This window comes from Streptomyces sp. NBC_00239, assembly GCF_036194065.1.
In the GTDB taxonomy this organism is placed as follows: domain Bacteria; phylum Actinomycetota; class Actinomycetes; order Streptomycetales; family Streptomycetaceae; genus Streptomyces.
Genome location: NZ_CP108095.1, coordinates 3,996,434 through 4,014,079 on the forward strand (window position 1 = coordinate 3,996,434; position 17,646 = coordinate 4,014,079).

A 17,646-nucleotide genomic window follows, 5' to 3' on the forward strand; every position below is an offset into this window, starting at 1 on the left:
GGGCTGACGGCGGACGGCTGCCACAGCCCGCGGTCTACGGCCCGACGGCTGCGGTCTGCGGCCCGGACGCGCAACGGCCCCCGCGCCGCGCCGACGCGCCGCGCGGGGGCCGGATGCGGATCAGCCGAGGGTGTCGGCCGCCGTGGCGGAGGAGTCCCGCAGGAAGGTCGAGCAGCGCTCGTACTCGGCCTGCTCGCCGATGGCCTGGGCGGCCCGGGACAGGGCGTGCAGCGCGCGCAGGAAGCCGCGGTTCGGCTCGTGCTCCCACGGCACCGGGCCGTGGCCCTTCCAACCGGCCCGGCGCAGCGCGTCCAGGCCGCGGTGGTAGCCGGTGCGGGCGTACGCGTACGACTCGACGGCGCGGCCGGCCTCGAAGGCGTCGTCCGCGAGGCGGGCCCAGGCGAGCGAGGAGGACGGGTACTTCGCGGCGACCTCGGCCGGGTCGGTGCCGGCGGCGAGCAGCTCGCGGGGCTCCGGGTCGTCGGGCAGGTGGGTCGGGGCGGGACCCCCGAGGAGGTTCTCGTGAATGGACATGGCCCCAGTCTGCCCCGCCGACCACCCACCCGACGCACCCGGCCACCACGGATTCCAGCGGCACACACCCAGCCCCGCCGGCGTTTGAGGCGCACACCCAGCCCCGCCGGCGTTTGAGGCGCGGGTCCGGGCGGAGCCCGGTGCGCGGCGGAGCCGGGCCGCCCCACCCGCACGGAACGGCACGCCCACCGGGAACCCTCGTACCCGGCGGGCGCCACCGCTCGCGTGCGGACCCGCGAGGGACCCGCGTGCTCCGGGGGGCGCCGCGCCCTCCCCTGGACAGGCGCTCCCCGGGGCACACGGAAAACGATCGCTGCCGCACGGCCCCGCGCGCCACGTCCGCCCCGGACTCCGTCAAGTCGGCCAAGACGGCCGAAAGGGGTCATTCCCGCCGGGACCCGGCGGCAATGACCCCTTGTGGGCGGCGGTGTTACTTCAGCTTGGTGCCGGTGGAGCGCAGGTTCGCGCACGCCTCGGTGACGCGCTTGGCCATGCCCGCCTCGGCGAGCTTGCCCCAGGTGCGCGGGTCGTAGGTGGACTTCTTGCCGACCTCGCCGTCGACCTTCAGGACACCGTCGTAGTTGCGGAACATGTGGTCCGCGACCGGGCGGGTGAAGGCGTACTGGGTGTCGGTGTCGAGGTTCATCTTCACGACGCCGTTCTCCAGGGCGGTGGCGATCTCCTCGGCCGTGGAGCCCGAACCGCCGTGGAAGACGAAGTCGAACGGCGAGGACTTGCCGTACTTCTCGCCGACACCGGCCTGGAGGTCCTTGAGCAGCTCGGGGCGCAGGACGACGTTGCCCGGCTTGTAGACGCCGTGCACGTTGCCGAAGGAGGCGGCGAGCAGGTAGCGGCCCTTCTCGCCCAGGCCCAGGGCCTCGGCGGTGCGGATCGCGTCCTCGACGGTGGTGTACAGCTCGTCGTTGATCTCGTGGGTGACGCCGTCCTCTTCACCGCCGGTCGGGGTGATCTCGACCTCAAGGATGATCTTGGCGGCGGCGGCCTTCGCGAGCAGCTCCTGGCCGATGGCCAGGTTGTCGGCGAGGGTCTCGGCGGAGCCGTCCCACATGTGCGACTGGAACAGCGGGTTGAGGCCCTTGGCCACGCGCTCGGCGGAGACCTCCAGGAGCGGGCGGACGTAGCCGTCCAGCTTGTCCTTGGGGCAGTGGTCGGTGTGCAGCGCGACCGTGATGTCGTACTTGGCGGCGACGATGTGCGCGAACTCGGCCAGGGCGACCGCGCCGGTCACCATGTCCTTGTTGTGCTGGCCGCCCAGGAATTCGGCACCACCGGTCGAGATCTGGATGATGCCGTCGCTCTCGGCCTCCGCGAAGCCGCGCAGGGCAGCGTGCAAGGTCTGGGTCGAGGTCACGTTGATGGCCGGGTAGGCGAACTTGCCTGCCTTCGCCCGGTCGAGCATCTCGTTGTAGACCTCGGGGGTTGCGATGGGCATCTGTCCGCTCCTTGGATGTGCGGGGAGTGTGCGATTGCTGGCCCTGACCTGGGTGCGACGTCACCGTCGGGCCTATCTTTCCAGACTCCGCGCGACACTCCACCCGTGCCGTGTGGAGCGTTTCACGTGAAACATTCCCCCCGCCGGGAAAAGAGCAGGTCAACAGCTGTCCACGGCACACCGGGGACCTGAGTCACCACTTCCGCTCCGCACGACGCGGCGCCCCGGATCCCACATTCCGGATCCGGGGCGCCGCGTTCAGGACGGACTTCGGCGGTCTGGCGCCGAAGGGAGGTCAGGACAGGCCGAGCTCGGGCAGCCGGTAGCCCGTGAGGTACGGCAGACCGGCCGCCGCGATGGCGTCCGCGGCGCCCCGGTCGACGATCGTCGCGACGGCCACGACCTCGCCGCCCGCCTCACGGACCGCCTCGACGGCGGTCAGCGGCGAACCGCCGGTGGTCGAGGTGTCCTCGACGACCAGGCAGCGGCGGCCCTTGACGTCGGCGCCCTCGATGCGGCGCTGCATGCCGTGCGCCTTCTGCGCCTTGCGGACGACGAAGGCGTCCAGGCGGGAGCCGCGGGCGGCGGCCGCGTGCAGCATCGAGGTGGCCACCGGGTCTGCACCGAGGGTCAGACCGCCGACGCAGTCGAAGTCCAGCTCGGCGGTGAGGTCGAGCATGACCTGACCGACGAGGGGGGCGGCGACGCCGTCCAGGGTGATCCGGCGGAGGTCGATGTACCAGTCGGCCTCCATGCCGGAGGAGAGGATCACCTTGCCGTGCACGACGGCCTTGTCCTTGATCTGCTGCAGCAGCTCACCACGCATGTCACTCATGCCCATGAGCTTAGGGGGCCGGTACGCCCCCGGCCGTCACAGCCTCCGCCAGGTCCAGGTGGTCGCGACCTCCAGCGGGTCGATCGGGGTGACCAGCCGCGGCAGGGTGTTGAGGCCGTTGGGCGGCCCGGACTGGGGCTCCACGCAGACGGCTTCGGCCTGTTCGTCGTAGACGACCACCCATTCGGCGCGGCTGGCGACCTTCAGCTCCAGCTGCTCCGGCCAGGTCAGGGTGACGTCCACGCCGTACGGCATGCCGAAGCAGTCGTCCCACGGGCCGGGCTTCGGGTCGATGCGCCGGCCGGTCGGGAGGTGGTCGTCGCCGCGCTCCTCCTGCCACTCGGCGTCGAAGTCGAGCCGTACGTCCTGCCCTCCGAGGTTGCGCAGGAACCACGGGTGCCAGCCGGCCTGGGCCGGGAACGAGTCCGCGTACGTCTCGATGCCCATGCCGAGGGTGAGCGCGTCCTCGGTGAGCACGACGGTCTGGGTGACCCGCCCGGGGTAGGGCCAGGGGTCCGCCAGGTCGTAGGTGAAGGCCGCCTCCGCCTTCTCGACCCGCGCCGGCCGCCAGGCGGCGTCCCGGCCGAAACCGTGGATGGCGTGCGGCGGGGCGTTGAGGGGCAGCCGGTGCAGGGCGCCGCCGTTGCGGAACTCGCCGTCCCGGGTCCGGCCGCACCACGGCACCATCGGGAACGCGCCGTACTTCGGGCCCTGCCGCAGCAGTTCCACCCCGTCGATGCGCAGGCTGCTGATCCGGCAGCCGTTCTCCTGGTCCACGACCACTTCGGCGCCGCCCGCCGTCAGTTGGGTACTCATGGACCCGACCCTACGGCGGCGCGGCGGTCAGGGAGCGTCCGGTGGACCCGGACACCCTCCTAGCGGCGTCGGCGCAGCGCGCGGGCCGCGACCACTGCGGACGCCAGCGCGAGGGCGGCCGCCGGGGCGAGCCAGCGCAACTGGCCGCCCGACGCGCCCGCGTCGGGTCCGGGGACCGGCGCGTACCGGCCGCGCGGCGGGGCGTGGTCGACCTCCTCGGCACTGCGGCCGATCATCGTGCGGCGGGCGTGCGCGGCCTCGGCGGGCGGCCGGACGGCTTCGGTGAACTCGTCGTCGAGGAACGGGTCCAGCGAGGGCGGCGGCACCTCGGCGTCGAACACGGAGGCCCCTTCGGCGGCATCCGGACCGGTCCCGGACACGTCGTCCCCGCCGGGCCGGTCCGCACCGGCCGCGTCCAGGTCGGCCGCGTCGAGGTCGGCCGCGTCGACCCCGTCCGGGCCGAGATCGGCGGGGCCCGGGTCCGCAGGGCCGAGATCAGCGGTATCGAGGTCCGCCGGGCCGAGCAGGGCGTCCGCGTCCGGGCCGGGGCCGTCCGTACCGGCGGAGTCCGTACCGGCGGCGACCGCCCCGAGGCCTTCCGTCCCGGGCCCGTCCGCATCGGGGCTCTCCGCCCCCGGGAGCGGGTCCGTGGCCGCACCCGGTTCCTGGAGGTCGGCGGCGGCCAGGGCGGACAGGTGGCTCACCGCCCGGTCCAGCACGCGGCGCGCGGCGGTGCCCACGGCGTCGGGGTCGAAGGCGGCCGCGCGGCCGTCGGCGCGGCCGGTGCCGACGAGTTCCAGTTGGGTGCCGCCCGCCACGGGGCGCAGGGACACGGTCAGCGACAGCTTGACCGTGCCGGTGCCGCGGGCCTCGGTGCCCTCGCCGGTCAGCTCGAAGGTGTCGGGGTCGCGCTCCGCGAGGTGCAGCGCGCCGCGGTAGGTGACGGTGCTGCCGCCGACGCGGAGCTTGAGCCGGCCGGCCAGCGGGCCGGACTCGGCGTCCGCGTCCCGCTGGAGCCCGGGGACGCACCGGGACACGCGCGCGGGGTCGCGAAGCACTGCACGGAGGTTGGCTGCCGGTACCGGAACGAACACCTGATGCTCCATGAGAACGAGCCTACCGACGAGTGCCCCTCCTGCACCCGCACCGTTTCACGTGTAGCGCGGATGCGGCAGCGTGGACGGCGGCAGCCCGCGGATCCGCAGGCGCTCGGCGTCCCGGGCGGCCGCGCGCAGCGCCTCGGTGGACAGCGAGCGCAGCCAGGCCGCCTCCTGGCCGACCCGCAGCTGCGGCGCGCGGCCGGGCGCCGCGAGCAGGAAGCCCCAGTCCTGCGGCGATCCGGCCGTGCCGGTGGACCGGTCGGGGCCGGCCGCGAAGCCGGACAGCCGCCCGCCGGCGCTGTACGGGACGGCGGCCAGGCCCGCGGCGCGCAGGGTGGCCTCGACCGTCCAGTAGGTGCGGGGCCGGGTGGAGAGCGGGCCGGCGTGCACGGCGATCCGGCCGCCGGGCCGCAGCGCGCGGACGGCGAGCCCGTAGAACTCCTGGGAGTACAGCTTGGTGCTGGGGGTGATGCCGGGGTCGGGGAGGTCGGAGACGATCACGTCGTACGGGGTCCGGCCGCCGGTTCCGCGCAGCCAGCGGAAGGCGTCCGCGGTGACCACCCGCACCCGGGGGTCGGCGTACACGTGCCCGTTGAGCGCGGCCAGTATCGGGTCGGTGCGGGCCAGCCGGACCACCCCGGGGTCGAGTTCGATGACGGTGACGGAGCGGACGTCCGGGTAGCGCAGCACTTCCCGGGCGGCGAGTCCGTCGCCGCCGCCGAGGACCAGCACCCGGCCGTGCGGCCCGTACATCGCGGGGTGGACGAGGGCCTCGTGGTAGCGGTGCTCGTCGTAGCCGCTGACCCGCAGCCGGCCGTCGAGGTAGAGGTCGAGGGAGCGCGGCGAGCCGCGGTCGGGGCCGGTGAGGACCAGTTCCTGTACGTCGGTCTGGACGGCGACCCGCACCTCGTCGCCGTACACCGCCTGGCGGGCCACCTCCTCGAAGTCGTCGGCTAGGACGGTCGCGCAGCCGAGTACGGCCAGCACGGCGAGGTTGGCGGTCAGCAGCAGCCAGCGGGCACGGCGGCTGAGGTCGCGGCGGAACAGCCACAGCACGAGCGCGCCGCCGACGGCCGCGTTGACGGTGCCGGTGAGCATCGCGCCGGTCAGCTGGCCCAGCACCGGGAGCAGCAGGAAGGGGAAGGCGAGCCCGCCGACCAGGGCGCCCACGTAGTCGGCGGCGAACAGGTCGGCGACGGCGCCGCCCGCGTCCTGCCGCCGGACCCGCTGGATGAGGGTCATCAGCAGCGGGATCTCGGCGCCGATGAGGATGCCGATGGCGAGGGAGAAGGCGACGAGGGCGGGCCGGGACTCGCCGAGCCAGGCGAAGCTGGCGTAGAGGGCGGTCGCGGAGAGGCCGCCGACCAGGGCGAGCACCGCCTCGACGGCGCCGAAGCCGGCGGCGGCGCGCTCGCGCAGCCGCTTGGCGAGCAGCGAGCCGACGCCCATCGCGAAGACCATCACGGACAGCACGACGGAGGCCTGGGTGACGGAGTCGCCGATCAGGTAGGAGGCCAGGGCGAGGAGTTCCAGCTCGTACACGAGTCCGCAGGCCGCGCAGACGAACACCGTGGCCAGCACGAGCAGCCGGGCGGTGTCGGGCCGTACGGGCAGCGACCGGTCGGTCCGCGGCTCCGGCCGCCGGCCGGGCGCGCCGGGGCCGGGCGCCGCGGCGGCGGGGCTGCCGGGCTCGGGGTCGGCGGACGCGACCGGCGTGGCGGGGGCGCCCGCGCCGGGGGTGCCGGGCGCGCCGCGGGTGCCGCGACCGCTCGCGGCTTCCCCGCCGTAGCGAGAGGAACGGTCGATCATGGAGCGAACCGTACGTCACGGCATGCCCACACCCCGTCACCCACATGGGTGCAAGTGGCGTTCCACTCCCCCCAGTTGGCGGAACCTTTGCGCTGCGGCGCCCGCCCGTCCCGACGCGTACCCGTCAGGCCGCCGCGGTCATGCGCACCCCGACCCGGGTGCGCGTCGCCACGAGCTGGCCTTCCTGCGGGTACGCGTGCCAGGTCCGCCAGCGCACCTGGCCGTCGATCCGCTGCGCGAGCATCGCGGTGAAGGCATAGGGACTGCCCGGAAACGTGCCCGCAAGGCCGTTCGGGTGATCGGCCACCAGTGCGAGCAGCTCCTGTGCGCGCCCCGCGAACTGGCCCTGCGAGAGGGTTTCCACGCGCGCGGCGAACTCGTACTCCCAGTCGCCCACCCGCTTGGCCACCCCGAGCGGGAGCGGGGTGCTGCTGCCGGGGATGCAGGCGACCGTCTCCGAGCAGAGCACGTCACCCTCCTCCAGCAGCACCTGGTGGGAAGCGCCCAGCAGGCGCAACTCCACCCTGGCCTCCGCCAGTTCCAGATGGAGGACCGCCAGCGCGGGCAGCGGCTCGCGACCCAGGGCCCAGGCAAGGTCGGCGGCACGCGTGTCGGTGTAGGTGGTCTTGAGGGTCGTGAGCATGAGTCGGCTCCGCAAACGCGCAAGGGAGGTGGGCCGGACTCGCCCCGGCCGGAATCAGTCGGGTGGGGGTCTCGCCGGCTCGGATCCAGCAGGAAAGTCCAGGAGGTCCGAGGACTGGTCTACTCAACCGAGGGAATCATGAAAGGCACGGCACTCACAGCGTTTTTACCCAACTTGACGGGGTTTACATCCCCTCGGGGGCTATCCAGTTCACCTGTTCAACAGGAAGACGCCCGGCAGTAGTTGGTACTACCGGACGCCTCGTTCCGGGCATATGCCCGCTGCTCCTTGTCAGCTGGATCCACACCCTCCCCCACCACACGAGGATCCGGACGAACCGGATGAACCGCAACTCGAGGAGGACCCGCAGGACGAGGAGCCCGAGCAGGAGGAGCCGGACGAACCCCCGTCGCTCCACCAGCTGCCGCGCCGGCCGGACCGGCCGGACCGCGACCCGCCGGACGCCGTCGTTCGGGCGCCCCGCACGATCACCCAGACGAGTCCGCCGAGCAGAAGTGCCACAAGTACCACAAAGGCCACGATCATGATCGTCGCCCCCTTCCGTGATGCCCCGGTCCCCCGGGGCGGCGGGATCCCCGCGTCCCGCGTGACAGGGGGATTCCCGGGCGCGTCACGGCCCAAAGCACACTTGAGCAAGTCCAGAGGTTCGGCCCAGGATGGCGCCCATGACCGCACCGCGCCCCGCCTCACAGGCGAGCAGCCGCCCGTTCCTCAACCGCCGCCTCGCCGCCTTCGGCACGACGATCTTCGCGGAGATGTCCGCCCTGGCCGTGTCCACCGGCTCCCTCAACCTCGGCCAGGGCTTCCCCGACACGGACGGCCCCGCCGAGATCGCCGAGGCCGCCGCGCACGCCGTCCGCACCGGCCTCGGCAACCAGTACCCGCCCGGCCCGGGCATTCCCGAGCTGCGCACCGCGATCGCCGCCCACCAGCAGCGCTTCTACGGAATGGACTACGACCCCGACACCGAGGTGCTGGTCACCGCCGGTGCCACCGAGGCCATCGCCGCCGCCCTGCTGGCGCTCCTCGAACCCGGCGACGAGGTCATCGCCCTGGAGCCGTACTACGACTCGTACGCGGCCTGCATCGCGATGGCCGGCGCCACCCGCGTCCCGGTCACCCTGCGCCCCCACGACGGGGCCTTCCGGCTCGACCTGGACGAGCTGCGCGCCGCGGTCACCCCGCGCACCCGGCTGCTCCTGCTGAACACACCGCACAACCCGACCGGCACCGTGCTGACCGCCGCCGAGCTGACCGCGGTCGCCGAGCTGGCCGTCGAACGGGACCTGCTCGTCGTCACCGACGAGGTCTACGAACACCTGGTCTTCGACGGCGCCGCGCACATCCCGCTGGCCTCGCTGCCCGGCATGCGCGAGCGCACGGTCACCATCTCCTCCGCCGGCAAGACGTTCTCCTTCACCGGCTGGAAGGTCGGCTGGGCCCTGGGCCCGGCCGCGCTGGTCACCGCGGTCCGCTCGGCGAAGCAGTTCCTCACGTACGTCTCCTCGGGCCCGTTCCAGTACGCGATCGCCCGGGCGCTGGCCCTGCCGGACTCGTACTACGCCGGCTTCCTCGCGGACATGACCCGCAAGCGCGCGATCCTCTCGGAGGGCCTGGCCGCCGCCGGCTTCGAGGTCTTCGCCCCGGCCGGCACGTACTTCATCACCACCGACATCTCCCCGCTCGGCGAGAGCGACGGCATCGACTTCTGCCGCCGCCTCCCGGAACGCTGCGGCCTGGTCGCCATCCCCAACGCCGTCTTCTACGACGACAAGGCCGCCGGCCGCACCCACGTCCGCTGGGCCTTCTGCAAGCGAACGGATGTTTTGGAGGAGGCGGTGGACCGCCTCGGTCGGCTGGCTCGCTGAGAGCGAGCCGGATGGACGTGCGGGCACAGGGCCCGGCCTTCACCCGGGCCCGTGCCACACGGGCACCACGAGTTACTCGGTGTCCTTGGGGTGCCTCGTGGACGCGTAGACCAGGATGACGGTCGACGTCTCCGAGCTGACCAGGTAGCGCACGCGGCCGCCGCTAGTGACCTCGAACTCCCACTGCTCCAGCGCGGAGCCCTTCCACTCCTTGGTGGAGAGCCTCCCGCGCAGCTGGTGCCACCGCCTCCGTGGTCCCGAAGACCACGTTCCACCCGTTCAGAGGCGGGACGCTGACACGATCGCCCTTCTTCGGGCTCACCCGCTCACCTCGACCGAACCCAGGTCGTCCCCGTCGAGCGGACGCAGCGCTTCCTTGAGCTGATCCGGATCAGAGTTGATGCGAGCCGTGGCCCGCCAGGAAACGAGCGCGCGGTGCACGGCCTCCCGCGCACCCAGCTCCGCCGCGTCGGACAGCGCTTCCAGGAGCTCCACGGTGAACGCCCGCATCTCCTCGTCATCCAGATGCCGCACCCAGGGGAAGACCTCCGGCAGCGCCAGCAGGAGCGACCGGGCTCCGTCATCGTGCTTCATGAGCGCGAGGAAGAGCCGGGACGCCGTCGTGAGGTTCTCCTCGGTGCGCTCCGCATGCCGGGCGGTCGTCAGCACCATGTCGGGTGCGTCCCGATGCGTGACGCGCAGAGCACCGAGGGCGGCGGCCCGGGCAGCTACGGCCTTCGGGTTCCTCGACAGATCCGTGAACGAAACCGACTCGGGCGCGGCTCCCAGGTAAGCAAGGCTCATACTCAGACTATACTCAGATTGTGTTCTGAGTGCCAGAGTTCCCTTGATGCTCCGCGCTCATGCCTTGCCCTTCTGCAAGAAGGAAGAGGTCCTGGAGGAAGCCGCCGCCCGCCTGCGCCGCCTTTAGGGCCCGGCGGCGGGGCAGTGCGGGGCGTTGCGGGCCGGCCCGGAAACGGTGCGGAGCCCGGTCGCGGGGTGCGACCGGGCTCCGGGGTGGTGCTGGGGGGGGCGGGCGGGCTTACGCCTCGGAGTCGCCCTCTTCGCCGTCCGTGGAGTCGATCTCCTGCTCCAGGCCGAGCTGCTCGACGAGCCACTTGTCGAACTCGATCGACGCGCGGACCCAGCTGACCGTGGAGGACACGAAGTGCTCCAGGGAGACGCCGGTGCCGATCAGCATCTGCGCCTCACCGATCAGACGGACCGAGCCGTCGTCGTGGGTGTGGGTGTAGACCTTGGGCCACAGGGTGCGGCGGTTCCAGTCGTCGATCGACTCGAGAAGGTGACCCTTCTCTTCGATCTTGTGCGGGCGGTCGTAGAACGTCCGCACCGAGAAGACCTGCTGCTCGTCTTCGCCACGGAACATGAAGTACGTGCGGAATTCCTCCCACGGCGCCGCGAGGTCACCCTCGTCGTCGAGGACGTACTTCAGCTCCATCTGCTCGAGAAGCTGCTTGACGAGGTCCTGATCGGGCACGACGGGACCCGCCGGTCCAGAGGCCTGCGGATCGGGCTGCTGCCCTCCGAAGTTCGGAATCGAGGCCGGGTCGATGCTCACCGTGTTTTCCCTTCGTGCGGATACCGCCATCCTCCCCCATCCCGGCCGCATCGTGGCAACCCCTGGCAGACCTATCCGCTGCGGGCGGACAGGATCCGGCCCGCAAGGGCCGGATCCTGTCCGATGGTGACGGGACGGCTACAGCGCCCGACCCACCAGGAGGCCGTCGCCCGCCACGTCGACACGGACCGTGTCGCCGTCCTTGACCTCGCCGGCGAGGATCTCGCGGGCCAGCCGGTCGCCGACCGCCGTCTGGATCAGGCGGCGCAGCGGGCGGGCGCCGTACGCCGGGTCGTGGCCCTCCTCGGCCAGCCAGGCCAGCGCCGCCGGGGTGACGTCCAGGGCCAGCCGGCGCTCCGCGAGCCGCTTGGCCAGCGCGGCGATCTGCAGCTCGGCGATGTGCGCCAGCTGGTCCCGGCTCAGCGCCGAGAAGATCACCAGGTCGTCGAGGCGGTTGAGGAATTCCGGCTTGAAGGAGGCCCTGACGACCTCCATCACGCGCTCGCGCTTCTCGTCGTCGCCGGCCAGCGGGTCGACCAGGTACTGCGAGCCCAGGTTCGAGGTCAGGATCAGGATGGTGTTGCGGAAGTCCACCGTCCGCCCCTGGCCGTCGGTGAGGCGGCCGTCGTCGAGCACCTGGAGGAGGATGTCGAAGACCTCCGGGTGCGCCTTCTCCACCTCGTCCAGCAGGACCACGCTGTACGGGCGCCGCCGGACGGCCTCGGTGAGCTGGCCGCCCTCCTCGTAGCCGACGTAGCCGGGCGGCGCGCCGACCAGCCGGGCCACGCTGTGCTTCTCGCCGTACTCCGACATGTCGATGCGGACCATGGCCCGCTCGTCGTCGAAGAGGAAGTCGGCGAGCGCCTTGGCCAGCTCGGTCTTGCCGACGCCGGTGGGGCCGAGGAACAGGAACGAGCCGGTGGGCCGGTCCGGGTCGGCGATGCCCGCCCGGGTGCGCCGGACGGCGTCCGAGACGGCCCGTACGGCCTCCTCCTGGCCGATCAGGCGGCGGCCCAGCTCCTGCTCCATGCGCAGCAGCCTCTGGGTCTCGCCCTCCAGCAGCCGGCCGGCCGGGATCCCGGTCCAGGCGCCGACCACGTCCGCGATGTCGTCGGGGCCGACCTCGTCCTTGACCATGGTGTCCCGGACGGCCTCGGCCTCCGCCTCGGAGGCCTCCGCCAGCTCCCGCTCCAGCGCCGGGATCTCGCCGTACAGCAGCTTGGACGCGGCGTCGAAGTCGCCGTCGCGCTGGGCCCGCTCGGCCTGCCCGCGCAGCGCGTCGAGGCGCTCCTTGAGCTCGCCGACCCGGTTCAGGGACTGCTTCTCCTTCTCCCAGCGGGCGGTCAGGCCGCGCAGGTCCTCCTCCTTGTCGGCGAGGTCCTTGCGCAGCCGCTCCAGGCGCTCGCGCGAGGCCGGGTCGGACTCGTTCTTGAGCGCGAGCTCCTCCATCCGCAGCCGGTCCACGGAGCGCTGGAGCTCGTCGATCTCCAGCGGCGAGGAGTCGATCTCCATGCGCAGCCGGGACGCGGCCTCGTCGACGAGGTCGATGGCCTTGTCGGGCAGGAAGCGGGAGGTGATGTACCGGTCGGACAGGGACGCGGCGGCGACCAGCGCGCTGTCGTTGATCTGCACCTTGTGGTGGGCCTCGTAGCGGCCCTTGAGCCCGCGCAGGATAGCGATGGTGTCCTCGACGCTCGGCTCGGCGACCAGCACCTGCTGGAAGCGCCGCTCCAGCGCCGGGTCCTTCTCGATCCGCTCGCGGTACTCGTCGAGGGTGGTCGCGCCGACCATCCGCAGCTCGCCGCGGGCCAGCATCGGCTTGAGCATGTTGCCCGCGTCCATCGCCGAGTCGCCGCCGGCGCCCGCGCCGACGACCGTGTGCAGCTCGTCGATGAAGGTGATGATCTGGCCGTCGCTCGACTTGATCTCCGACAGGACCGTCTTGAGGCGCTCCTCGAACTCGCCGCGGTACTTCGCCCCGGCGACCATCGCGCCCAGGTCCAGCGAGACGAGGCGCTTGTTCTTCAGGGACTCCGGGACGTCGCCCTTGACGATCCGCTGGGCGAGGCCCTCGACGACGGCCGTCTTGCCGACGCCCGGCTCGCCGATCAGCACCGGGTTGTTCTTGGTGCGCCGGGACAGCACCTGCACCACCCGGCGGATCTCGTGGTCCCGGCCGATGACCGGGTCGAGCTTGCCCTCGCGGGCCGCGGCCGTGAAGTCCGTGCCGAACTTCTCCAGGGCCTTGTACTGGCCCTCCGGGTCGGGGGTGGTCACCCGCCGTCCTCCTCGTACAGTCTCGAATGCGTCCAGCAGCTTCTTCGCGGTGGCGCCGCGCCGCTCCAGTACCTCGGCGGCCGGGCCGCCCTTGGCCGCGATGGCGATGAGCAGGTGCTCGGTGGAGAGGTAGTCGTCGCCGAGCACGCCGGCCTGGCGGTCGGCCTCGGCGAGTACGGCCAGCAGGTCGCGGCTCGCCTGGGGCGGCGCCACGGTGGAGCCGGTCACGCTGGGCAGCGCGGCGAGCAGCCGCTCGGCGCCGGCGCGCACCTCGGCTTGGTCGGCGTCGACGGCGGCCAGCAGGTCGGTGAGGTTCTCGTTGTCCGCGCCCGTGAGCAGGGCGAGCAGCAGGTGGGCGGGGGTCAGGTCCGCGTGCCCGTCCTTCACGGCCCTGCTGGTGGCGGCGTTCAGCGCGTCACGGCTCTTGTTGGTCAGCTCGGCGTCCACGTGCGGCTTCTCCTCTCTCAGACGATCAGCAAGACAAAACTGACTAGATCAACGTGCACAAAGTTGAGTCTATTCCACTCAAGGCCGAAATCGGAGCGCGCGGGCGGCCCGATCCGCGGGAGACCGCCGGACGCCGTGCGACCGCCCCGGTGCCGTGGCCGCGAAGGCCGGTGGACCTTCCCGGCCACGGCACTAGGCTCGGCCGCATGGCCCTGGATCCACTCAACCCGACGCCCGAGTACCTCGCCTTCTGGCGGGAGCGGCACGTCTGCACGCTGACCACCGCCCGCCCCGACGGCACCCCGCACGTGGTGCCGGTGGGCGTGACGTACGACCCGGAGGCCGGACTGGCCCGGGTGATCAGCAACAAGCACAGCAAGAAGGTCCGCAACGTCCTGGCCGCGCACCCGGGCCCGGCCCGGGTCGCGGTGTGCCAGATGGAGGGGCGGCGCTGGGCGACCCTGGAGGGCCGCGCGGTGATCCGTACGGACGAGGCCTCGGTCGCCGAGGCGGTCGCGCGCTACGCCGTGCGGTACGGGCGGACCCCCTCGCCCAATCCGGACCGGGTGGTCCTGGAGATCACGCTCGACCGCGCGATGGGCCGCGCCTGACATCCGTACGCAAAGGGCCGCCCGGAGCGGACGACGACGGCCTCCGGACGATCTACCGGGCCGGAAGAATGGCCGGTCCGCGCATGGACGGGGACATCACAACGGCGCCATCGTGGTCAGGTCCACGATGGCGCCGTTGTGTGGGGGAAGCGCCTGAGCGATCTGGAACGACGGGGGAATCGCGTCAGGCACTGCGGGGGGTGGCGGTGGTGATGTCGGGTTCGAAGAGCTGGTGGTCACGCTGATCCAGATTGACGAAGACCATTCCGTACCGGATTTCACACCGGACGGGCTGCGGTGCGCCGCGGGGCCTGCGCAGGCACCGGTAGGCGCGGACGTCTTCGTCCTCCTCGCGGACGACGACGATCGGCTGGCCGAACAACGTCACCATCAGGGAGTCGCCGGCGTGGGGGATCGCCGTCACGAGATCCACGAACTGCCAGCCGGAGCGGTACGCGGAAGCCATTTCCCTGCGGAAGGAGCGATCGTCAGGAGTCATGCCGTCATCCCGGTGGTGGAGGTGGCCGCATCCGCGTCCGCCGCGCCGTCGGAACCCTCCACCGGGGCCGCGGGACGCCAGCCGCTGTCCAGAGGGCTCGCGTGCCATCCGCTGTCCGGAGGGCCACCTGCCTCGGCATGATGGGTTCCAGCCACACCCAGGGTGGCTGCCTCGACAAACCCCCCGCAGGCCACAGCCGAGAAGATGACAGTGGCAAGCGCCGAGCGAAGCATTCTCTTGTTCATGGTCGGCTTCGTCCTCACTTGATGAAATCCTCTCCCCCGCGAGACAAGACGATGGCTCATTCGGGCACGTCAATGCCACAGGGACGATGCATCATGTTCTTGCATGTTCAGGACCCTGGGGGGTGGAGTTTTGCCTATAAACAGCACAAAGCCGACACATCCCCACCCTGTTAGTGCCCTGTGCGGCGAGGGGACGCGCCTCTATGCCAGCGCGCTGCGCACCGGCCGCATCGCACGTGCGGACGTGAAAAACGCTCCGTGCCTACTCGAATTCGCCCTACTGCAGCCTGACCCGGATGACGTTAACTCTCTCCGTCCGGTTCCCCCGAGCGTCGCACTCGCACAGCGCCTTCACCCGATCGAGCGAGAGATCCAAGATCGCAGACGCGATTCGCTGGAGCTCACCGATGCCTTCGAGCCGTTCCTGGCCATCAGCGCCCAGAATCCGGCCAGCACCCACGCGATCACGGTCCTGGAGGGCATCGACCGCATCAACGCGGCCCTCAACCTCGCCACGGCCGACTGCCACACGGAGATGCTGACGATCCAGCCCGGCGGCGCCCGGCCCGTCATCGCCCTCACCGAGGCACTGGAGCGCGACCAGCCGCTCACCGACCGCGGGGTCAGCATAAGGACTCTCTACCAGCACACCGCGCGGCACAGCCGCGGCACCCTCGCCTACGTGGAGCGCATCTCCGCCGGGAAGGTGGAAGTCCGCACGCTGGAGGAGCTGTTCGAGCGGCTCATCATCTTCGACACGACCGTCGCCTTCATCCCGGCGAGCGACGACCGGCAGGTGGCGCTGGAGCTGCGGCACCCGGGCGTGGTCGCCTACCTCATCAAGGTGTTCGAACAGCTGTGGGCGCGGGGCATCCCGCTGCTCGACCAGATCCCGTACAACCGCACCCCGTCGGGCATCTCGGGGGTGCAGCGCTCGATCGCCCAGTTGCTCGTGGAGGGTCACGTGGACGAGGCCATCGCGCGCCGGCTCGGCATGAACGTACGGACCTGCCGGGCGCACATCGCCAAGCTGGCCACTCACCTCGGGAGCGGCAGCCGCGCCCAACTCGGCTACCTGATCGCCCAGTCGGGCATCCTCGAAGCCCCCGGGGACGGCTGAGGGCCCCGCCGGCGAACCGGTCGGGGCCCTTTGAGATCCGTACGCGAACGGCCGCGAGGCGGCCGCTCAGGGGCCCGGAAGGTCACGGGCCCGACGGGTGCCGGTCCGGTCGGCGGTCGACCGGCGGTCAGGAGGCGGTCAGTCGGCGGACCGCTTGGGCCGCCACACCACCAGCGCGCTCGTCTGCTGCATGTCCTGGTACGGGACCAGGTCGCGCCGGTACGAGGCGTGCACCTGGGCCTCCCGCTGCTGCATCGCGACGGCGGCGCCATCCACGGCCGCCGACAGCTCGGCGACCCGCTGCTGGAGCGCGGCGACCTGGTTCTCCAGTTCGATGATCCGCTTGATTCCGGCCAGATTGATGCCCTCGTCCTGCGACAACTGCTGCACCGTGCGCAGCAGTTCGATGTCGCGGGCCGAGTAGCGCCGGCCGCGGCCGGCCGTACGGTCCGGGGAGACCAGGCCGAGGCGGTCGTACTGGCGCAGGGTCTGCGGGTGCAGCCCGGAGAGCTGCGCCGCGACGGAGATGACGTACACCGGCGATTCGTCGGTCAGTTCGTACGGATTGCGTCGGCGACCATCCATGGTCATGGCGTCATGCTCCCTTCGCGGCCTGGAACAGCTCTTCCCTCGGGTCCTCGCCCGCGGTGGCGGCGCGGAAGTTCTCCAGGGCCTCGCGGGCCTTGTCGGACAGCTCGGTCGGCACCGCCACGTCCACCGTGACCAGCAGGTCGCCGCGGGTGCCGTCCTTGCGGACCGCGCCCTTGCCGCGGGCCCGCATCGTCCGCCCGTTCGGCGTGCCCGGGGGCAGCTTGAGGGTGACGGACGGGCCGCCCAGGGTCGGCACCCGGACCTCGGCCCCGAGCGCGGCCTCCACGAAGGAGACCGGCACGGTGACGGTCAGGTTGTCGCCCTTGCGGCCGAAGACCGGGTGGCCGTCCACATGGACCACCACGTAGAGGTCGCCGGCCGGGCCGCCGCGCTCGCCGGGCGCGCCCTTGCCGCGCAGCCGGATCCGCTGCTTGTCGGAGACGCCCGCCGGGATGCGGACCTGCATGGTGCGCGAGGACTTGGCCCGGCCGCTGCCCTTGCAGACCTCGCAGGGGGTCTCGGCGATCAGGCCGCGGCCCTTGCAGTCCACGCAGGGGTCGGTGAGCGAGAATCCGCCACCGCCGCCGCGCGAGACCTGGCCGGTGCCGACGCAGGTCGGGCACACCCTGGGGGTGCCGTTCTGGTCGCCGGTGCCGGCGCAGGCCTTGCAGGGTGCCTGGGAGGACATCCGCAGCGGGACCGTGGCCCCGTCCACCGCCTCGGTGAAGCTGAGCGTCACCTCGGACTCGATGTCCTGGCCGCGGCGCGGCTGGCTCCGGGTGCCCGGACCGCCCGCCCCGCCGCGGTTGAACAGGCCGCCGAACACGTCGCCCAGCCCGCCGCCGCCGAATCCGCCCGCTCCGCCCTGGGCGCCCCCGAAGAGGTCGCCCAGGTCGAAGTTGAAGGATCCGCCGCCGGCGCCGGGCCCGGGACGGAAGCCGCCGTTGCCGAACAGCGCGCGGGCCTCGTCGTACTCCTTGCGCTTCTTCGGGTCGCCGAGGACGTCATTCGCCTCGGAGATCGCCTTGAAGCGCTCCTCGGCCTCGGCGTTGCCCTTGTTGGCGTCCGGGTGGAACTCGCGGGCGAGCTTCCGGTACGCCTTCTTGATCTCGGCCTCGGTGGCGTCCTTGGGGACGCCGAGAACCTTGTAGTAGTCCTTCTCGACGAAGTCCTTCGTGCTCATCGACGTCCCTCCTCC

At 72.0% G+C, this 17,646-nt stretch carries 16 protein-coding genes; 3 read left to right on the forward strand and 13 right to left on the reverse strand.

Annotated features, from left to right (window positions below):
• Positions 1-120: 120 nt before the first annotated feature.
• The 7 genes from OG764_RS17555 to OG764_RS17585 all read right to left on the reverse strand — a co-directional run bounded on the left by OG764_RS17555 (position 121) and on the right by OG764_RS17585 (position 7,190).
• Entirely contained in the window at positions 121-534 is a 414-nt protein-coding gene (locus OG764_RS17555) for a DUF3151 domain-containing protein (protein ID WP_328969366.1), read from the reverse strand.
• A gap of 430 nt (positions 535-964) precedes the next feature.
• Positions 965-1,987, reverse strand: a complete 1,023-nt coding sequence (gene fbaA / locus OG764_RS17560) for a class II fructose-bisphosphate aldolase (protein WP_328969367.1) — start codon at positions 1,985-1,987, stop codon at positions 965-967.
• Positions 1,988-2,282: 295 nt separating this feature from the next.
• Positions 2,283-2,822: an orotate phosphoribosyltransferase gene (pyrE, locus tag OG764_RS17565; protein ID WP_328969368.1), complete on the reverse strand. Its 540-nt coding sequence runs from the start codon at positions 2,820-2,822 to the stop codon at positions 2,283-2,285.
• Positions 2,823-2,858: 36 nt separating this feature from the next.
• Entirely contained in the window at positions 2,859-3,638 is a 780-nt protein-coding gene (locus OG764_RS17570; protein WP_328969369.1) for an aldose epimerase family protein, read from the reverse strand.
• A gap of 59 nt (positions 3,639-3,697) precedes the next feature.
• On the reverse strand, positions 3,698-4,744 hold the full coding sequence (locus OG764_RS17575) for an SRPBCC domain-containing protein (protein ID WP_328969370.1): 1,047 nt from the start codon (positions 4,742-4,744) through the stop codon (positions 3,698-3,700).
• A gap of 45 nt (positions 4,745-4,789) precedes the next feature.
• Positions 4,790-6,547, reverse strand: a complete 1,758-nt coding sequence (locus OG764_RS17580) for a polyamine aminopropyltransferase (RefSeq protein ID WP_328969371.1) — start codon at positions 6,545-6,547, stop codon at positions 4,790-4,792.
• Positions 6,548-6,671: 124 nt separating this feature from the next.
• Entirely contained in the window at positions 6,672-7,190 is a 519-nt protein-coding gene (locus OG764_RS17585; RefSeq protein ID WP_328969372.1) for a DUF2617 family protein, read from the reverse strand.
• A gap of 677 nt (positions 7,191-7,867) precedes the next feature.
• Between OG764_RS17585 and OG764_RS17590 the strand changes: the two genes are divergently transcribed.
• On the forward strand, positions 7,868-9,079 hold the full coding sequence (locus OG764_RS17590; RefSeq protein WP_328969373.1) for a pyridoxal phosphate-dependent aminotransferase: 1,212 nt from the start codon (positions 7,868-7,870) through the stop codon (positions 9,077-9,079).
• 318 nt (positions 9,080-9,397) lie between these two features.
• Here OG764_RS17590 and OG764_RS17595 read toward each other — a convergent pair whose 3' ends face one another.
• The 3 genes from OG764_RS17595 to clpB form a co-directional block, all read right to left on the reverse strand.
• The gene (locus OG764_RS17595) at positions 9,398-9,883 is read right to left on the reverse strand and encodes a prevent-host-death family protein (protein ID WP_328969374.1); all 486 of its coding nucleotides are present in this window, start codon (positions 9,881-9,883) and stop codon (positions 9,398-9,400) included.
• A gap of 238 nt (positions 9,884-10,121) precedes the next feature.
• Complete coding sequence (locus OG764_RS17600) at positions 10,122-10,658, reverse strand: YbjN domain-containing protein (protein ID WP_328969375.1); 537 nt, start codon at positions 10,656-10,658, stop codon at positions 10,122-10,124.
• Between the two features lie 138 nt (positions 10,659-10,796).
• On the reverse strand, positions 10,797-13,382 hold the full coding sequence (clpB, locus tag OG764_RS17605; protein ID WP_328969376.1) for an ATP-dependent chaperone ClpB: 2,586 nt from the start codon (positions 13,380-13,382) through the stop codon (positions 10,797-10,799).
• A 206-nt stretch (positions 13,383-13,588) separates the two neighbouring features.
• Here clpB and OG764_RS17610 point away from each other — a divergent pair, with 206 nt between their 5' ends.
• Positions 13,589-13,993, forward strand: a complete 405-nt coding sequence (locus OG764_RS17610; RefSeq protein ID WP_328969377.1) for a pyridoxamine 5'-phosphate oxidase family protein — start codon at positions 13,589-13,591, stop codon at positions 13,991-13,993.
• Positions 13,994-14,177: 184 nt separating this feature from the next.
• Here the strand turns inward: OG764_RS17610 and OG764_RS17615 are convergent, their stop codons facing one another.
• Positions 14,178-14,492: a (2Fe-2S)-binding protein gene (locus OG764_RS17615; RefSeq protein ID WP_226731654.1), complete on the reverse strand. Its 315-nt coding sequence runs from the start codon at positions 14,490-14,492 to the stop codon at positions 14,178-14,180.
• 348 nt (positions 14,493-14,840) lie between these two features.
• On the opposite strand from OG764_RS17615, the gene OG764_RS17620 reads away from it, so the two are divergent.
• Complete coding sequence (locus OG764_RS17620; protein ID WP_328969378.1) at positions 14,841-15,857, forward strand: helix-turn-helix transcriptional regulator; 1,017 nt, start codon at positions 14,841-14,843, stop codon at positions 15,855-15,857.
• A 138-nt stretch (positions 15,858-15,995) separates the two neighbouring features.
• Here the strand turns inward: OG764_RS17620 and OG764_RS17625 are convergent, their stop codons facing one another.
• Positions 15,996-16,442 (reverse strand): heat shock protein transcriptional repressor HspR, encoded by a 447-nt coding sequence (locus OG764_RS17625; RefSeq protein ID WP_328973050.1) that lies wholly within the window; start codon positions 16,440-16,442, stop codon positions 15,996-15,998.
• Positions 16,443-16,452: 10 nt separating this feature from the next.
• Positions 16,453-17,631 (reverse strand): molecular chaperone DnaJ, encoded by a 1,179-nt coding sequence (gene dnaJ / locus OG764_RS17630; protein WP_328969379.1) that lies wholly within the window; start codon positions 17,629-17,631, stop codon positions 16,453-16,455.
• Between the last annotated feature and the right edge of the window lie 15 nt (positions 17,632-17,646).